The organism is Pseudomonas sp. MD330_10 (genome assembly GCF_042610415.1).
In the GTDB taxonomy this organism is placed as follows: domain Bacteria; phylum Pseudomonadota; class Gammaproteobacteria; order Pseudomonadales; family Pseudomonadaceae; genus Aquipseudomonas; species Aquipseudomonas rhodesiae.
This window is the reverse complement of the sequence record NZ_JBHGZU010000021.1, coordinates 58721-75962: the sequence shown is the minus strand read 5'-3', so window position 1 is coordinate 75962 and position 17242 is coordinate 58721. Positions and strand designations below refer to the sequence as shown.

At 63.8% G+C, this 17242-nt stretch carries 8 protein-coding genes; 5 read left to right on the top strand and 3 right to left on the bottom strand.

Annotation, left to right across the window (positions count from 1 at the left end; genetic code table 11):
• The first annotated feature begins 213 nt into the window (after positions 1–213).
• Together ACFZPT_RS23635 and ACFZPT_RS23630 are read left to right on the top strand one after the other, a co-directional pair.
• The gene (locus ACFZPT_RS23635; protein ID WP_034114632.1) at positions 214–1398 is read left to right on the top strand and encodes a thiolase family protein; all 1185 of its coding nucleotides are present in this window, start codon (positions 214–216) and stop codon (positions 1396–1398) included.
• Positions 1399–1512: 114 nt separating this feature from the next.
• On the top strand, positions 1513–2469 hold the full coding sequence (locus ACFZPT_RS23630; protein ID WP_034099309.1) for a DMT family transporter: 957 nt from the start codon (positions 1513–1515) through the stop codon (positions 2467–2469).
• Here the strand turns inward: ACFZPT_RS23630 and ACFZPT_RS23625 are convergent.
• Positions 2466–3854: a class II fumarate hydratase gene (locus ACFZPT_RS23625; RefSeq protein WP_034099307.1), complete on the bottom strand. Its 1389-nt coding sequence runs from the start codon at positions 3852–3854 to the stop codon at positions 2466–2468. The genes ACFZPT_RS23630 and ACFZPT_RS23625 overlap by 4 nt on opposite strands.
• 194 nt (positions 3855–4048) lie before the next feature.
• Here ACFZPT_RS23625 and ACFZPT_RS23620 point away from each other — a divergent pair, with 194 nt between their 5' ends.
• From ACFZPT_RS23620 to ACFZPT_RS23610, 3 genes are all read left to right on the top strand, one after another.
• Positions 4049–4564 carry a DUF2059 domain-containing protein gene (locus ACFZPT_RS23620; protein ID WP_032885944.1) on the top strand — a complete coding sequence of 172 codons (516 nt, stop codon included), beginning with the start codon at positions 4049–4051 and terminating at the stop codon, positions 4562–4564.
• Positions 4565–4570: 6 nt separating this feature from the next.
• Positions 4571–4867 carry a BolA family transcriptional regulator gene (locus ACFZPT_RS23615; protein ID WP_034099304.1) on the top strand — a complete coding sequence of 99 codons (297 nt, stop codon included), beginning with the start codon at positions 4571–4573 and terminating at the stop codon, positions 4865–4867.
• A 114-nt stretch (positions 4868–4981) separates the two neighbouring features.
• Positions 4982–7855: an RHS repeat-associated core domain-containing protein gene (locus tag ACFZPT_RS23610; RefSeq protein ID WP_034114631.1), complete on the top strand. Its 2874-nt coding sequence runs from the start codon at positions 4982–4984 to the stop codon at positions 7853–7855.
• A gap of 51 nt (positions 7856–7906) precedes the next feature.
• On the opposite strand, the gene ACFZPT_RS23605 is transcribed toward ACFZPT_RS23610, so the two are convergent.
• Positions 7907–12391 carry a SpvB/TcaC N-terminal domain-containing protein gene (locus tag ACFZPT_RS23605; protein ID WP_034114629.1) on the bottom strand — a complete coding sequence of 1495 codons (4485 nt, stop codon included), beginning with the start codon at positions 12389–12391 and terminating at the stop codon, positions 7907–7909.
• The gene (locus ACFZPT_RS23600) at positions 12388–17229 is read right to left on the bottom strand and encodes a neuraminidase-like domain-containing protein (protein ID WP_034114627.1); all 4842 of its coding nucleotides are present in this window, start codon (positions 17227–17229) and stop codon (positions 12388–12390) included. The genes ACFZPT_RS23605 and ACFZPT_RS23600 overlap by 4 nt, the downstream gene beginning before the upstream one ends.
• Positions 17230–17242: the final 13 nt, after the last annotated feature.

The following is a 17242-nucleotide window of genomic DNA, read 5'->3' as shown; positions in this document are numbered from 1 at the left end:
GATTCGACAAGCCCGCTCACCACAACTGGCCCCCTCACCACAATAAGTCTATCCACGCCAAAATTCCCTTCACCATAAAACCTGGCTCATCACCTCCCCAGCGCCCCCGCCGAGCCATGCTTTTGCATACGCCGGATGAATGATCATCGCGGTCGGGCAGGCGCGGATCTATCCTCGATCCATCTCCCAACAATGACAAGATCGAGGTAGCCCATGCGTGAAGTAGTGATCGTCGACAGCGTGCGAACCGGCCTGGCCAAGTCCTTTCGCGGCAAGTTCAACCAGACCCGTCCCGATGACATGGCGGCCCATTGCGTCAACGCGCTGCTGAGCCGCAACGGCCTCGACCCGGCCAGTGTGGAAGACTGCATCGTCGGTGCCGGTTCCAACGAGGGCGCCCAGGGCTACAACATCGGGCGCAATGTGGCGGTGCTCTCGCAATTGGGCACCGGCACGGCGGGCATGACCCTCAACCGCTTCTGTTCCTCGGGGTTGCAGGCGATCGCGATCGCGGCCAACCAGATCGCTTCCGGCTGCAGCGACATCATCGTTGCCGGCGGCGTGGAGTCCATCAGCCTGACCATGAAAAGCGTCAACACCGATAACCTGATCAACCCGCTGCTCAAGGAGCAAGTGCCGGGCATCTACTTCCCCATGGGCCAGACCGCCGAGATCGTCGCACGGCGCTACCACGTCAGCCGCGAAGCCCAGGACCTCTACGCCCTGCAAAGCCAGCAACGCACGGCCCAGGCCCAGGCGGACGGCTTGTTCGACGATGAAATCGTGGCCATGGCGGTCAAGTACAAAGTCGAAGACAAAAACACCGGTGCGGTGCAGATCCTTGACGGCGTGGTCGACCGTGACGACTGCAACCGTCCCGACACCACTCTGGAGAGCCTGGCCGGGTTGAAACCGGTATTTGCCGAAGACGGTTCGGTGACGGCGGGCAACTCCTCGCAACTCTCCGACGGTGCCTCGATGACCCTGGTGATGAGCCTGGACAAGGCCCTGGAGCTGGGGCTCAAGCCCAAGGCGTTTTTCCGCGGCTTCGCCGTCGCCGGTTGCGAACCGGACGAAATGGGCATCGGCCCGGTGTTCTCGGTGCCCAAGTTGCTCAAGGCCAAGGGCCTGCAAGTGGCGGACATCGACCTGTGGGAACTCAATGAGGCGTTCGCTTCGCAGTGCCTGTACGCACGGGATCGCCTGGAAATCGATAACGCCAAATACAACGTCAACGGTGGATCGATCTCCATCGGTCATCCGTTCGGCATGACAGGCTCGCGGCAAGTGGGGCATCTGGTGCGTGAGCTGCAACGGCGCAACCTGCGTTACGGCATCGTCACGATGTGCGTGGGCGGCGGCATGGGCGCCACCGGCTTGTTCGAAGCCGTGCGCTAAGCCACAGGTGGGAGGGGCGAGACCTCTCCCACTGTTAAACAGCACCGTATCCCTATGCGTGCGCTTGCCCCTAGAATGGCCGCTCCTCCACCTCTGGCATTTTTTGGGGCACTCATGCATATCTCTTCCGGCCGCTGGGTCTACGGTTTCTTCCTGACCCTGCTGACCGCGCTGCTCTGGGGCATTTTGCCGATCAAACTCAAGCAAGTATTGCAAGTGATGGACCCGATCACGGTGACCTGGTTTCGCCTGACGGTGGCCGGCAGTTGCCTGTTTGTTTACCTGGCCGCCACCAAGCGCTTGCCCAGTCGCAAGGTGTTGGGCCCCAAGGGCGGTTGGCTGGTGGCCATGGCGGTGTGCGGCCTGGTGGGCAACTACGTGTTGTATTTGGTGGGCCTCAAGCTGCTCAGCCCCGGCACGGCGCAATTAGTGGTGCAGATGGGTCCGATCTTTCTGATGATCGCCAGTGTGTTTGTGTTCAAAGAACGCTTCAGCCTGGGCCAGGTGATTGGCCTGGTGGTGCTGATCGTCGGGTTCGGGCTGTTCTTCAACCAGCGGCTGACGGAGTTGCTTACCTCCCTCGGCGCCTATACCGCCGGTGTACTGACGGTGCTGCTCGCCACCTCCATCTGGGTGTTCTACGCACTGGGCCAAAAGCAGTTGCTCACGGTGTGGAACTCGTTGCAGGTGATGATGGTGATTTACCTCTGCTGCGCCGTGCTGCTGACCCCCTGGGCGCATCCGCTGGAAGCCCTGCAACTGAGCCCGCTGCAAGGCTGGCTGCTGCTGGCGTGCTGCATGAACACCCTGGTGGCATATGGCGCGTTCGCAGAAGCCCTGGCCCATTGGGAGGCGTCGCGGGTCAGCGCGACCCTGGCGCTCACGCCCTTGGTGACCTTCGTCGCGGTGGCGCTGGCGGCGTGGCTGTGGCCCGACTATGTGCAGGCCGAAGAGATCAACGCCCTCGGCTATTTCGGCGCGGTGGTGGTGGTATTGGGCTCGGCGGCGGTTGCCCTGGCGCCGTCCTTGTTCGCCGGGCTCAAGGCCCGGCGATTGCGCATGGCGCCTTAATGCCCCGCCTCCAGCATGTTTTCCGGGCGCACCCACTGGTCGAACTCGGCGTCGGTGAGGTAGCCCAGGTCCAGCGCCGCTTGCCGTAGCGTCAGGCCCTCGGCGTACGCTTTCTTGGCGATCTGCGCCGACTTGTCGTAGCCGATATGCGGGTTGAGCGCAGTAACCAGCATCAAACCGCGTTCCAGGTGCTCGGCCATCTGCCCAGCATCCGGTTCAAGCCCGGCGATGCAATGCTCCTGGAAGTTGTTGCAGCCATCGGCCAGCAGGCGGATCGATTCGAGCAGGTTGTGGATGATCACCGGCTTGTACACGTTCAACTGCAAGTGCCCTTGGCTTGCTGCGATGCCGATGGTCACGTCGTTGCCCAGCACCTGGCACGCCAGCATCGACAACGCTTCGCACTGAGTGGGGTTGACCTTGCCCGGCATGATCGAACTGCCCGGTTCGTTGGCCGGCAGTTTCACCTCGGCCAGCCCGGCGCGCGGGCCGGAGCCCAGCAGGCGCAGGTCGTTGGCAATTTTCATCAGCGCCACGGCCAGGGTTTTCAGCGCACCGTGCAAGGTCACCAGCGGCTCGTGGCCGGACAGCGCGGCAAACTTGTTGGGCGCGGTAACGAATGGCAACCCGGACAGCGCCGCCAGCTCGGAAGCCATTGCCTCGCCGAAACCCTGAGGGGAATTGAGCCCGGTGCCCACCGCCGTACCGCCCTGGGCCAGCTCGCACACGGCGGGCAGGGCGCTGCGGATAGCTCTTTCGGCATAGTCGAGCTGGGCGATGAACGCCGAGATTTCCTGACCGAAGGTGATCGGCGTGGCGTCCATCATATGGGTGCGGCCGGTCTTCACCAGGTTCATATGCCGCGCCGAGAGTTCCGCCAAGCCGCCGGACAGGTAGGTGATCGCCGGTAACAGTTGTTGATGCACCGCCTGCACGGTGGCGATGCTCATGGCTGTGGGGAAGCAGTCGTTGGAGCTTTGCGAGCGGTTCACATGGTCGTTGGGGTGGACCGGGCTCTTGCCGCCACGGGTCTTGCCGGACAGCTCGTTAGCGCGGCCGGCGATGACTTCGTTAGCGTTCATGTTGCTCTGGGTGCCGCTGCCGGTCTGCCACACCACCAGGGGGAATTGATCGTCGTGTTGACCGTCGAGCACCTCATCGGCGGCCTGTTCGATCAGGCGCGCGATGTCGGCGGGCAAGTCGCCATTGCGGTCGTTGACCCGCGCCGCGGCTTTCTTGATCAGGGCCAGGGCATGTAGAACCGCCAGGGGCATGCGTTGCTCGCCAATCGCGAAATTGACCAGCGAGCGCTGGGTCTGCGCACCCCAGTAGGCGTCATCAGGCACCTCTACGTCGCCCAGGCTGTCGGTTTCGATACGGCTCATCGTGCATCCTCCTTATCCAGTCGAGAGAGGTCAGTTTAGGCCCTGGGCACGCAGATGGGTTCCACAAACTTTCTTCACTGCGTCTGCGCCCCGCAAAACCAGGGCTGACAAGGGGTGGGGTTGAGCCGCGAGGTTTTTTAGGCGCAGAATGGTCGCCCTTGGGGTTTTACCTCGCCAGCTAGAAAGGAAACTCGATGACTCGTCTTCGTGCCATCTGTACCGCGGTTGCTCTGGTTTGCGCCAGCGGCCAGGTTTTTGCCGATACCGCCAGCCACAACGCCAGTGCCGAAGCCTTCCTGACCCTGGCCCATGCCGACAAGCTGGGTACCCCGGTGTACATGCAAGTGCAGCAAATGTTCGCCCAGCGTTTCGAGCAGACCAAGGCGCCCGCCGCCAAGCAATCGGTGCTCGACAGCTACCAGGCCAAGGCCAATGCCGCCCTGGACCAGGCCATCGGTTGGCCGAAGCTGAAACCGGACATGGTCAAGCTTTACACCACCAATTTCAGCGAATCCGAACTCAAGGACCTGGTCGCGTTCTACCAGTCGCCGTTGGGTAAGAAAGTCCTGGAGAAAATGCCGCAGCTGACCCAGCAATCGGCTCAGATGACCCAGGCCAAACTGGAAAGCGCCGTACCGGTGGTCAACAAGCTGTTGGAAGACATGACCAACGAGCTGACCCCAAAAGCCGCACCGGCCAAGAAGAAGTAAGCAGCAATGACTATGCAACAGCGTATCGAAACGGCGCTTGCCGCCCTGGCCCCGGATCACCTGAGCGTGCTGGACGAAAGCCATATGCACAGCCGTGGGTTGCAGACCCACTTCAAGGCCGTGTTGGTCAGCCAGCAGTTCGCCGGGCTTAACCGCGTCAAGCGCCATCAAAAGGTCTACGCCACATTGGGTGACCTGATGAGCGAGTTTCATGCGCTGGCGCTGCACACCTACACGCCCGAAGAATGGGCGACCATCGACGCAGCGCCGGCCTCGCCGACCTGCGCTGGCGGGCACGCGTAATGTGGCGGGCTTCAACCGGTGTTGACCGGTTGAAGCCCACATACCCGGCTACCGCCGCTCCCCGTTCAGGCTCCCTAGGCTCAGGTGACCATTGTGTCCTTGGAGTCATGAGTCATGCCTGCTTCACTTCATCGCAATACCCCCTCGCTGACGGCGTTCGACCCCCGTGGTCTGCCAGTGCGCAACGTCGCTTACCACCGTGCCAGTGCCGAGGATGCGCCCACGCCCCGCGTGCGACGTGCTGTCCACAGTGCTAACGGTTTTGTGCTGGAGCAGTGGGACCCGCGCCTGCAAACCCAACCCAACCAACGTTATCTCTACAGCCTGTCCGGCGCGGTAGTGCGTTGTCAGGACGTGGACGCCGGCCTGCGCCTGCTGCTGGCCGCGCCGTCCGGGCAGGTAGTGCAGGCGTGGGATGGGCGCGGCGCCCATCAGCAGCATGAGTACGATGCGCTGCTGCGCCCGGTGGCGGTGTTCGAGCAAGCCGCCACGGATGCGCAACCGCGTTGTGTCGAGCGGCTGGTCTACGCCGCGCCTACCGAAGAACATCGCGCCTTGAACCGCAATGGCCGCCTGCTGCGGCATGCCGACCCGGCGGGCACCCAGGTGTTTGACGCGTACGGGATGGGGGGCCAGGTGCTCAGCCAGACCCGGCGTTTTTGCCAGCTCGGCGCTGACGTCGACTGGCCCCAGGCCGCCGCCGCCCAGGATGGGTTACTGCAAAACCGGGCCTACACCACGCGTTGGCGGTTCGATGCGTTGGGTGCCACGCTGGAGCAGATCGACGCCAGGGGCAATAGCCGGCAGTTCCTGTATGGCGCCGACGGGCAATTGCAAACAAGCAGTCTCAGTTTCAAGGACGGCACGCGCAAAGCCTTGATCAAGCGCTGCGTTTATAACGCCGCCGGCCAAGTGGAATCGGCGCTGCTGGGCAACGGGGTGAGCCGCCAGGCGCACTACGGCGTCGAGGATGGCCGCTTGCAACGCTTGACCGCGCAGCGCGCGGGGGAGACTTCGGCGCTTTTGCAGGACCTGCGCTACGCCTACGACCCGGTCGGTAACGTGGTCAGCCTGCTGGATCAGGCGCAACCGACGCAGTGGGACAGCAATACTCAAATCGAGGCCTCCAGTCACTATGCCTACGATTCGCTGTACCAGTTGATCCAGGCCACGGGGCGTGAAAGCGCGGTGGCGAGCATCGGCCCAGGTTTGCCGGCGCAAGTGTCTTTCGGCGCGACCGACAGCGGCCTGTGGCGCAATTACACCCAGCGCTATGAGTACGACGCCGCCGGCAACCTGACCCGGTTGCGCCATGCGCCATCGACGGGCAGCGGTTACACACGCACCCTGCGGGTGGCGGATAACAGCAACCGCGGGCTGCGCGACGAAAGGTCGGCCCAGGGTTTTGATGCCAATGGCAACCAGCAATGGTTGGCGCGGGGCCAGCCGATGCATTGGAACGTGCGTAACCAATTGGCCAAGGTCACCCTCGTGCAACGCGAGGCCGAGCCCGACGATGAAGAAACCTACGTCTATGCCAGCGATGGTCAGCGCGCCCTCAAGCTTATCCATCGCCAAGTCGCCGGGCAGCGGCAAACGGCGCGAGTCTATTACTTGCCGGGCCTGGAGGTCCGCCACAGCCCGTCCCGACAGTTGAATGTGCTGCGCGTCGAGGCGGGGCCGTGCGCGGTCGAGGTGCTGCAATGGGAGCAGGGGCCGGAGGCGGGCGCCGGCCATGAAGCGTTGCGCTTTTGCCTGACGGACCATCAATCCAGCCATACGCTGGAGCTGGACGAACAGGCGCAGTTGCTCAGCCAGGAGAGCTATTTCCCGTTTGGCGGCACGGCGTGGTGGGCGTCGCGCAATGCCTTGGAGGGGCACGAGAAAAGCCGGCGTTATTGCGGCAAAGAGCGCGATGCCAGCGGTTTGTACTATTACGGTTTTCGCTACTACGCGCCGTGGTTGCAGCGCTGGATCAACCCCGACCCGGCGGGCGCTGGCGACGGCTCGAACCCCTACCTGATGGCCAATAACAACCCCGTTACGTTTGTCGATGTGATGGGCCTTCAGCCGGCCGCCGCGGAAACCACACGCATAGTGGGCGGGCTGATCATCCTGTTGCTGTTTGCCTTGATGGGGCTGAGTGCCGGAACGTTGCACGGCGACGCGGCCAGCGGCGCAGCCGTGGGCGCGCTGATCGGAGGGCTGTTGTTCGGCGCCAGTCGTCTGCGCGGTTACCGTGAAATGCAACCCCAGGCCATGGCCAGGGCAGATGAGGAGGCCGAGCAACAGTTCGCCCGGTCGGTCACGGAACTGGCCCTCGACTTGGCCCAGCAGGCGGGTTTGAGCCACCAAGAAACAGAGCGGCTGGTCAACTTCGCGTATGAGCGCCGCCATGGTGAAGAGGGCGTTTCGATTTATTTGTCTGTGAAGGACGACCGCGTATTGGGTTATGTGGGGCCGGTGGATAGAACGAGACGGGTCGATACCTTGCTGACGGATACGCGTAACCCCGGCCCCGAGATGAGACGCATGGGGTTCAGCACCCTCGTGTTGCGTGGCCCCGCTCGGGCGTTGTCCCCCACTGGCGCTGCGCAAGGGGTGGCCGGCACCTTCGAGGTCGTCGCCACGACGCAGACGGCGAGCGGCGGGCGTGCGCGCCGAGGCCGACAGTCCAGCGCCGCAGTGCCGGGCATGGCGCCTTCGGGCAGCTCTGCCGCGCTGCCGGTGATGCGCATCGACAGCGCATCCGTGGCCGATATCGACCCCCGTAGCCGTGCCGGGCGCAGCATTGCCCTGACCCTCAGCCACCTGCGCGAACGTCGGTTTGGCGCGATTCACTGGCATCAGCACGACGATCGCCTGTGGTCGGCGGACCTGCACGGTTATGCCGCGACGCGCGGGCGTGGCGCCTACCGTTTGATGTTCAGGCACTTGGGCGGCAGCCACTATCGCGTGGAAGGCGTGCGTCAGCCGCACCGGCGCTGACGCCAGGCGTGGCTGCCAAGGACTTGTTCGGTCCCCTGGCAGCCGCGCGGCTCACGACTCGGCGGTGTCGTTTTCATCCTCGCTGACCGTGTACCAGGCCCAATAGCTGCTGCGCGTGAGCGAACCGTTGGCGTTGAGCGTGCGCACCAGGCGGCCTGTTGCATCGTAGACGTGCTGGTCGCATACGCCGAAGTTGCGCAGTGACGCGTCGTCGATAAAACCAGGCCGGTCGGCGAAATACGGCCGGTATACGCGGATGGGCAAACCTCGCGGGTTGTATTCCACCCGTTCACTCACGCGCCAGCGCGAATCGGCGCTGACCTGCTGGAGGCGCTGGTTTTCCACGATCAATGTGCCGTCCGCCGCCACGGCGTAGGCAAGGCCGGGCTCGGTCTTCTGCTTGCTTTGTAATGCGCGACCCCAGCCGTCCCAATGGGTCAGCCGTTGGTGAATCTGCCTGGCTTGATCGTCGGGGTAACGATCGGCCTGCAGCATCAGGCAATGCACCGGCTCGCGCTGCGCCTGGTTGATCAAGCGGTACAGGGCCTGCTGTTCCTGGCTGGCGGCCGCGCCGATCTTTTTCAGACGCAGCCGGGCGGTGGCGCGGATCTGCCCGCCCGGCAGCAGGTAGTTCTGGCTCACCCATGATGGGCGCAGGTCGGCCTGGGCAACGGTGCCCATCCAACTGAATGGCGCATACACCCAGGCACTGGCGGCGCCGCCGAGTAAGGTCTCGGGCTTTTGGATCACCTGGGCCATCGGCAGCGCCTGCGTATGGCCGAGGGAGGACAACGACGCAAAGCCCACAGCTTTGCCAGCCTCCTGTCCGTGAATACTGCTGACCATTGCCCGCCCGAAGCCGTCATAGCGCACCTCCTGCTGTGTGCCGTTGGGGTCCACCACCTTGACCGGCAGCAGCAGGCGGTAATCGTAAGTGGCCTGGGTCACGCAACCGTCTGCTTGGGTGATCTGGTTGACGTGACACCAATAGGGGTCGTAATCCAGCGTGGTTTCGCCCGCATCCTCGGTCAGGCGCCAACTGCGCAGGCGGTAAAAGCGTTTGGCACTCAGGTAGCGGGGGAACTGCCGGCGTACCGACCACACGCGCGGTGGCGCACTTCGTTCCGCCGCGTTGGCGAAAAAAAACACCGCCATGGGCTGGTAGCCCAGGTCCTGCAATTGGCTGTCGGTGTCCCAAGTCGGCTGGCCCGGCAGGCTGGGGATCTGCCTGTACGCAGCCAGGGCTTGGGGATCGAGTTCGGCGGTTTCCAGGTAGTCGCTGAGGGCTTGGAACGTGGCGCCCCCCGGCGCGAGGGTTTTGCCCTTGCCGCCCGGCTCGCGGTAGTGCTGTACCGACAAGCCACTGAGTTCACGCGGTGCTTGCGGCCCCAGCGGCCCGCTGTGGCGGTCGATAAAGCGTTCATAGCGCACGGCCGCATCCGTGAGGCCGTGCGCCGCTTCGCCCTTGGGCAAAGTCCAGGTATTGGTGCGATGGCGATAGGGCAGGGCCAGGCGCCATTGATCCGGTTGATCGTGATGAATCCACTGGCTCAGGGTTTCGCTCAGGTAATAACGCTGTTGCGCGCTGTCGTGGGTATCCCGCCACCATTGTTGGGCGTGGGGATCGGTGAGGTGTGCCGGCGGCGTGTCGTCGGCGGTTTTTCGCCGCGCGTGGTGCACCGTGACGCTGTGCACCGGGCAACCATAGGCGTCCCAGCGCAGGTTGAGTTGGTGTTGGCACACCGGATCGTCGCGCACCTGTTCGTAGCGGCACTCCACGTTCTCCAGCCTCAGCGGCAACAGCCGTGCCCAGGGCTGTGCGCCGTGTGCGGGGGCCAGGCGGCGCACCAGATAGCGATGCTGCTGCACGGAAAACGGCACGCCGTCGGCGGCATCCAGCGCAAACAGTTCCTCCCGCAGTGGCAGGCCCCTGAGCGCATAGGCGGCCTCGCGCCGTTCCTGGAGCGTGGGGGCCGTGATCAGGCGGTCTTGGTGGTCGGTGGGCTGCGCCGTGTTGGGCGTGGTGGGCTGCCCGAGTAAGGTCGGGCCCAGGGTGATTTCGTCAGGGTCGTGGGTGCTGTAGCCGTCGCGGGGCATGTCGAGCGCCTGGCCGGTGTGGAACCAGCGCTTGCTCAGCAAACCGCCGACGGGGAGGTCGCTGTCCCGCTGCAGTACCAGGCCGAAGCCGTGGAATGCACGTTCGTCGGCGGCGTAATACGCCTGTCGATAGCTCAAGTGCTGTGTCAGCGTGTTACCGGTGATCTCGTCGTGCTGCATGTGCTGTTTGACCACGTCCAAAGTGAACGGCAACCGACTGACGGCACGCGTTCTGGCGTCCTCAAGCTCCTTTTTCTCGTCCAGCCATTCCTGGGCGCTGCTGCGGTATCTCACCTGGGCCACCGTGCCCAGGTTATTGCACGTATAACGCAGCAGTCCCGGTTTGGCGTCGAAAAAGTCGTAGATCCAGTGACGCGGACGCGGGTGCATGACGCTGATGACCAGGCTGACAAAACCCTGCCCGCGTACATCCGCCAGGCTGACCTGACAGCGTTCGTCGTGCTGCACCCCGGCAGGCCAGGGCAACAGCAACGGCGTGGCGGCGAACCCATTGCCGCTTCGGTTAAGGTAAATGCGCACGGCATCGGGGGTCAGGTACAGCAGGTCGCTGGCGCCGCAGCCGTCCAAGTCGGCGAGCAACACATTGGCCGGGTTGAACGCGCTATGCCGGAACGGCAGCGTGGCCAGCACCCGGCCCTTGCCGAAGCGGCCACGGCCCAGGTTCGGCCAGCACTTGATCTCGTCGTGGCGGATGCGCACCAGGTGCGGCTGACCGCTGCCGAGCACATCGCTGAAGCCCACCCAATCGCTGGGTGATGGGCTCAATGAAGGCAAGTCATCGTCCTCGACCACATGCGCCACCTCGATGCCGGCGGCAAAGCCCTTAGCTTGTTGATGGGCATATAGGCGCACGCTGCGCGGACCCACCAACGCCAGGTCGGCCAAGCCGCTGCCCATCAAGTCGGCGAACACCGCGTCGCGGTGCAGCAACTCCACGGGCAATGCCTCGAAAGGGATAAAACGCGCTTCGTCCGGGTGCGGGTCAAGCCGGAAAAAACCGCGCATGCCCGGTTGCGCCGTAACCCACTCCGGGCGGCCGTCGCCATCCACATCCAGCAACGCCTGGACGCGCGGGCGCGACGGCCCGACTTCCGGTTTGACCGGCAACGTCTGGGCCGGGCCGTAACCGACGGCATCGGCGTCGGCGGCGTCCACGGCCCGCACGGGCGCGCGGTAATACCAAGCGTGGTCAGTGCGGTATACCAACCCCGGCACGCCTTCGCCGTAGAGGTCGAGCAACTGGTATCCATGGCCGGGGAACGCCTCAAACGGTCGATAACGTGTGCTGTCCAGCTTCAATGCGACGCTCTGGTACAGGTATTCCTGGGGCGGTTGATAGCTGAGCGTGCCGTGGGCATCCACCGCCTGCTCGTGGGTGGCCATCAGCTGGGTCAAGCCATTGCGGCCGACGTGATGTTCGAGCAGCAGGCGTTTGACCAACACTGGGTCGGGCCCCATGCCCGGCTCGTCGGGGAACGCGTGAAACATCAGGATTTGTCGACACAGGCGCAACGTGCGCTGTTCAAAACCGTAGGCGTAGCGGGAAAACGGGTCCTGGCGCACGGCCCAGTCAGTGGTCGGCGCATAGGTAGGCACCTGGTCGAAAGCGGCGCTGCGCTGCCCATAGTCGAATACCAGATGAAAGTGCCAGGCTTGGCGCGAGAGGTCGTCGGTCTTGAACAGGTAAGGCGTGGCTTTTTCCCGGGCGCTGACATTGCCGTAATACACACTGTGCAGATAGCGCTGGGCTCGGCTGTCATGGGGGAATGTGCGGGTATCGGTTTCGGCCTGATAGCGATAGCCGATATGTTCGCCGTGAGCATTGAGGCTTTCCTCCAGCAGCCATTGCGCCACATGCGTGGGGTGTTCGGGGTCGGCAATGCGCGCCGCGAGGGTTTTGCCGTACAGGTGCTGGCTGCCGTCGCTGGCCTGCACCCGCCAGAAGCCGGCGGGGTCGAGGGCCGAGTGCCAATGTTCGATGCGCGCGAAGTCGCTTTCCACCCTGGGGAAGTGGCGGGTAACGGTGTAAGTCGTGCCCAGCGCCTGTTGATTGAAGGTGTCGCGCTGGGTCTGCACCGGCGTGCCGTTGGCGTCGCACTCGGGCATCCATGCCTGGGCGTCCGGCCCCAGCAGGGTGTCGGCCTCGGTATAACTCGGCACGGCACGGCGGATGCAACGGGTCACGGCCGCGACGTTGACGTCCCAACCGAAGCCGAACGCACTGTTGCCGGCGTTGCTACGGTAGGTGAGGGCGAGTGCCGGTGCGTAGCCGCGACCGGGGCTGATCGGCAGCGCGATCTCCAGGCGCGCGACACCGTCGGCGCCGACAGGCGCCCAGCCCTTGGCGGCGCCTGGTGGCGTGCCGCTGTTGGGCAGCGCCGGCAGTTGGATAGGTGATGAATTAGCGGGGGTACTCATGCGTCGCTCCTGGCCGGTCGGGCGGTGTAGCGCACATGCACAATGACGTCGGTGATCGATTCCAGCAGGTCTTTTTGGCGTTGCGGATGGGGAAAATCCAGGCGCCAGGAGGACACGGCACCGGTGTATTCGAACGGCAGGTAGCGCGGGTCGTTATCGAAGTCGAGGCTGAACTGGCCGTTGTCGTCCAGCCCCCGCGACAACGCGATCTGCTGGCGCGCGCGCCATTCGGTACGCGGGCCGCCACCGGCGCTATCCACTTCGTTGCGGGTTTGGGTCAGGGTGGCCTTGATGTCCTCGTAGGGCCCCAGGGTGCCGGGCAATGACAGGCTGACCTGCTTGATGCGGCGCAAGGTGTGGCCAGGGTAATCCTCATCGAACAACGCTCTGGTCAGCTCGAAACACAAGGTGCCGTGCTGCACCAGCGCGGCTTTGTGATCGGCCCAGGTCTTGGTGGGCAAGGTGTTCGGGCTTAACTGCGGGACCATCACCCCGCACTCGATCAGGCGATGGCGCAGCGACACGGTTTTGCTGATCTCCAGCTCCCTCGGCGTATGTTGCAGGTACGCCGCATTCATGCGCAGCAGGTTCAACTTCAAGGCTTCGGCGCTCAGCAAGCCGTGGTGGGCCTGGCGCCAACTGTCTGCTGAAAAGAACGTGCGCTGTTCGGCGGTTTCGTACTGCCAGCACGCTTCGGCGGCCAGGCACAGTGATTGGGCGCTGTCATGCAGGGCGTAATAGAAAGTGCCCAACTGTGTATTGAGCCACTCATACAGCTGGGCCCGGGCGGTGCGGGTGCTCAGCAGTTGATAGGTCGACTGGGCCTGGGCCAGGGCCGTCTGGGCACTGCGCAGGTGCAGGCGGGTGGCTTTTTCGTGTTCGGCCTGGGTATGCAGCAAGGCGTCGATCTGCGCCAGTTCCAGGCGCGCTTGTTGCTCGGCATGGGCCCAGTCCTGGGCGCGCCGGTTGAACTGCTCGGTGCGCTCCAGCTCGTTGGCGTTGGCGCGGGCAGCGTTGGCCTCGCCCTGGGCGAACGCCTGATAGCCTTGAAACAACCCCTCAAAACGCATGCCGCCAAAGGCGGTGCCGAAAATGTTCGGCGCCAGCATGGCGGCACCGGCGCCCATGCCGGCGATGGCCACTTTGCGCTCCCAGGCGGCGCTTTCGAGGTACTGCTGGCCGGCGGCGATTTCACCGGCGCTGATGCCTTCGTTGAGCCGCTGGGTCAGGAAGTCCAGGCGCCCCTTGATCACCGCGCGGCTGTGCAGCAAGGCTTGGCGGTTTTTTTCGTCGATCGCCAGCGCCTGGGTATGCTGGGTCACCACCAGGCTGGCCAGCTCCCAAGCCTGCTGTTGTTGCACGTCGAGCAGGTGCGCCTGCTCTTTGCGTTCGATCAGCGCCAGCAGCGTGGCGCCGAACTGCGCCAGGCTGTCGACCGCATTCATGGCGTGCCCGGCTATGACCTGGAAGCGGTAGTGGCCGACTTCCGGGCGCGTCGTCAAAGGTGCCTCGGCGCCACCCATGGCACTGTGCGCCGCCCGCGCGAGCAGCGCGGCAGGCGCTAAAGGCGCGGCGAACAACGACGGGCGCAACGGCTTGCCGGTGATGTCCAAGTGGGTGCGCAAGCCGTGCAGGCGAGCGTCCAGAGTGTCCCAACGCGCCACCTGTTGCGGGCTTAAAGGACGATGCAGGTAGGGGCTGTCCATAAGCCAGGCGCGTTGGCCGAAGGTGACACACTGGCGCGACAACGAGCGCAAGTACTCCGGTTGGTGCTCCAGCGCGCGTATGGCCAGCGCTGCGGTACTGGCCAGGTCACCGAGGGCGCGCGGGGTCCAAGTATCGGCGCGGGTCAGCGTCGGGCGCGTGCCCAGCAGGTGCTGCGCCTGGCGGTACCAGAGCTTGGCTTCGGCCAGGCTGTCGGGGCTTAACTGACGATAGGCCGCGTCGCCGCGGTTGATCAGGATATCCACATTGAGCAAATGCAATGCCTTGCGCAGGTAACGCGGAAAACTCAGGGCCAGCTCATGGGGCTGCTCGGGCTGCATGCAGGCGTAACTCAGCTCCACAGGGGCGGCTGTCAGCGCGCTCAGTGTGCCGGTATGCGGCTGGCGAGGGTTGTATAGCCCGTGCAGCCAACGTTCTGCTTCGGCGTATTGCTGTTGCCGGTTGAGCTGATGGGCGATGGTCCACGGCACGTAGATCAACAGCTCCCGCAGGTACTGGCCGTGCGCTCCGTGGAAGTCCGCCGATTGCGCTGCAACCCCGTCAACCGCTGTGAAACCACAGGCAAGCGGCGGATCAAGCGCGGCCGTGGCGGTCTTGAACAGTTGGCTGGCGAGGCGGCTGTTCAGTGGGATCGCCGGCAGCGACGGTTTGAGGCCCGCGGAAAAGTCGAGGACTTCGAGGCGCTCCCCGCTTTCCTGGCGTAGGGAGCTGATCCGCGGGGAACGGGCCGGTTGGGTAACGCTCAGGGAGTGGCTGAGGGTGCAGGTGACGGCCTTGAGCGCATACCCCAGCACCCGTGCGCCATCCTCTTGGCTCTCCAGGGTAATCACGCCGTGGATCACCGTGACTGCCGAGGACGGTTGCCCACTGGGCAGTTTGATCCGTGTGGTCGTGACGTGCCCGACCGGCAACTCCGGTGCCGAGCCGGCCAGGCTTTCGTGTTCGCTGTCGGTGAAGTTAAGGATCTGCGCAGTGTTGTTGCTGATCGCGTGCGGGGTGGGCCGGTCCTTGAGCCGGGACTGCATGATGACGTGGCGATAAAGCCGGATGGGCATCGACGCGCTGCTGTACACCAATCGCAAGTCATTCACGAAGTGCAGTTTTTTGCTGGAGGATTGATCGCCCGGCAGGCCGTAGTCACTGTAGCGGTCGAGGATCGCCAGCACGTTGTCCTGCGCATGGGCATATAAATGCAGGAAGGCATTCTTGGCGATGAATTTGCCTTCCAGCGAATACTCGGTGACGTTCTTGGTCCCGTCTTGCCCGGCGCGCCAATCCTGAGCGGCCTTCGCTTGGCCCGTCAGGGTGAGCAACAGGCTGCCTTTGTCATAGATGGCATTGGCGAAGGTCTTGCCGGTCTTGGGGTTTTTGAAAAACATCGCGTAGTGCGTGACGTCGACGTCCGAGACGATCGTGCTGTCCAGGATGATGGCCGAGCCCTCGCTCAACTCGACATCGGCCATGGCCGAATCGTGCATGGCTGACTCGGTGACCAAGGTAATGCTCGCTTCGGCATGCCGGGTTTTGAGGGTGACCTTGTAGGTCTGCAAAAAGCGCTTGGCGGTTTTCGAGGTGAATACTACTTCGTTGGTGATCGGGTCGAACGTGGTGCTGATGCTGTCGGCGTCGAGGATGTCCTGGCTTCTGGCTTCGAAATCCCAGGTTTTCAAAGGGGCCTGGGGCGAGCCTTCAGGTGTCAGGGTCAGCACGGGCTCGGTGTAGTCATCCGTCAGGCTGGCCTTGAATTGCAGGCTGTCTTTGTTGATATCGAAGAACAACCCGAAGTAACGGTGGGCGAATGGCGGCAGCAAGGCGCTGGAAAACACATTGGCTTCGTCGAGCCCTCCGAGCAGGGCGGTCTGCAACGGTGTGTTCTGCGTGGACTCGTAAGCCTCCAGCAGACGGATGGTTTCCAGCGCAACGGCCGAGCCCGGCACGATCTTGTAACGCCCCGGGCTGCCGGCGGACGCCACCACCTTGACGTCCAGTGCCTGATCGACACTGATGGCTTGGAAGAACTCCCCCGGCTGTTCGCCGCCATGGTTCAACGTGTTGGCGCGTATACCCAGGAACAGGCTTTGGGGGCTGCGACTGTCGACCACCGCAATGGTTTGGGTGATGCGCTTGAGTTGTTCGGGGGTGAGCGCATTGATCCCGCGTGTGACGCAATGTTCCTCCAGTCCCACCTGGGGAAGGTTCCAACTGCCGTCGCGTTTTTGATAGGAAAAACACAGGCGCAACTTCACGAAGCGGCTGTTGAGCCATTCGGCGTGGCGCTGTTTATCATCGTCGTCTTCGTCTTCGCCATTGTCGTTTAATGGGCCGTGCACGGCGTGATACGGCGCCGGTTTGATGCACTCGGCCCATACGATAAACAGGCGCTGATTGAACAGCACCGGCCGCACACTGTGGGCCGGAATGTCGGCGGAAAACGTCAGGTTGATCGGCTTCCAATCGCTCCATGCCCGAGGCGCGGGTGCCCTGGGGTTGGCGCTGGAGCGTTTGGACAGGTCCAGCGAGCGCCAGTAATAGAGGTCGTCGCTGACCGACTTGCCGACAAAGTAATAGGTGCTGGTGTCCAGTTGTCGCACGTCGCCATCGATGTAGCCGTTGAGGGTCTGTAAGCGCGCGATGTGTTCGAACCGTGCCAGGTAACCTTGCACGGCGCTTTGCACCGTGGCCGGTTGCAGCCGGTGCTGGTTGAGGTCGTTTTCCAGTTGCTCGAAGCTGGCGCTCTTGTCCTCGCGCAGCGTGGGGTCGAGGAAGTGGTGGGGCTGGTAACGCAGTTGCTGACTGGCGCTCCACAGCGGGTAGGTGCGCAGGCTGTCTTGCCAAGCGCGCGCTTCGTCAGGCAACGGGCCCTGTGTTTCGTAGCCCGGTTCCAGCCCGCCCAGGATGCGGTTGATGTAGTGCTGCAGGCTGGTGATCGCACTGGCCACCGGGCTGCTCGGCACGGCCTGGCTGACCTGCACATCCAGCAGCCAATAGTCGTACAGATCCTCTGGGGTACGCAGGGTGGTTTTCAACGGGGCGCTGATGCAATGCGCCAGGTAGAAGCCGAGCATGGCATCGCGGCGGGCTTCGTTGAGACGGTGTTCGAGGGGCTCAGACATAGTCATTCCTTGA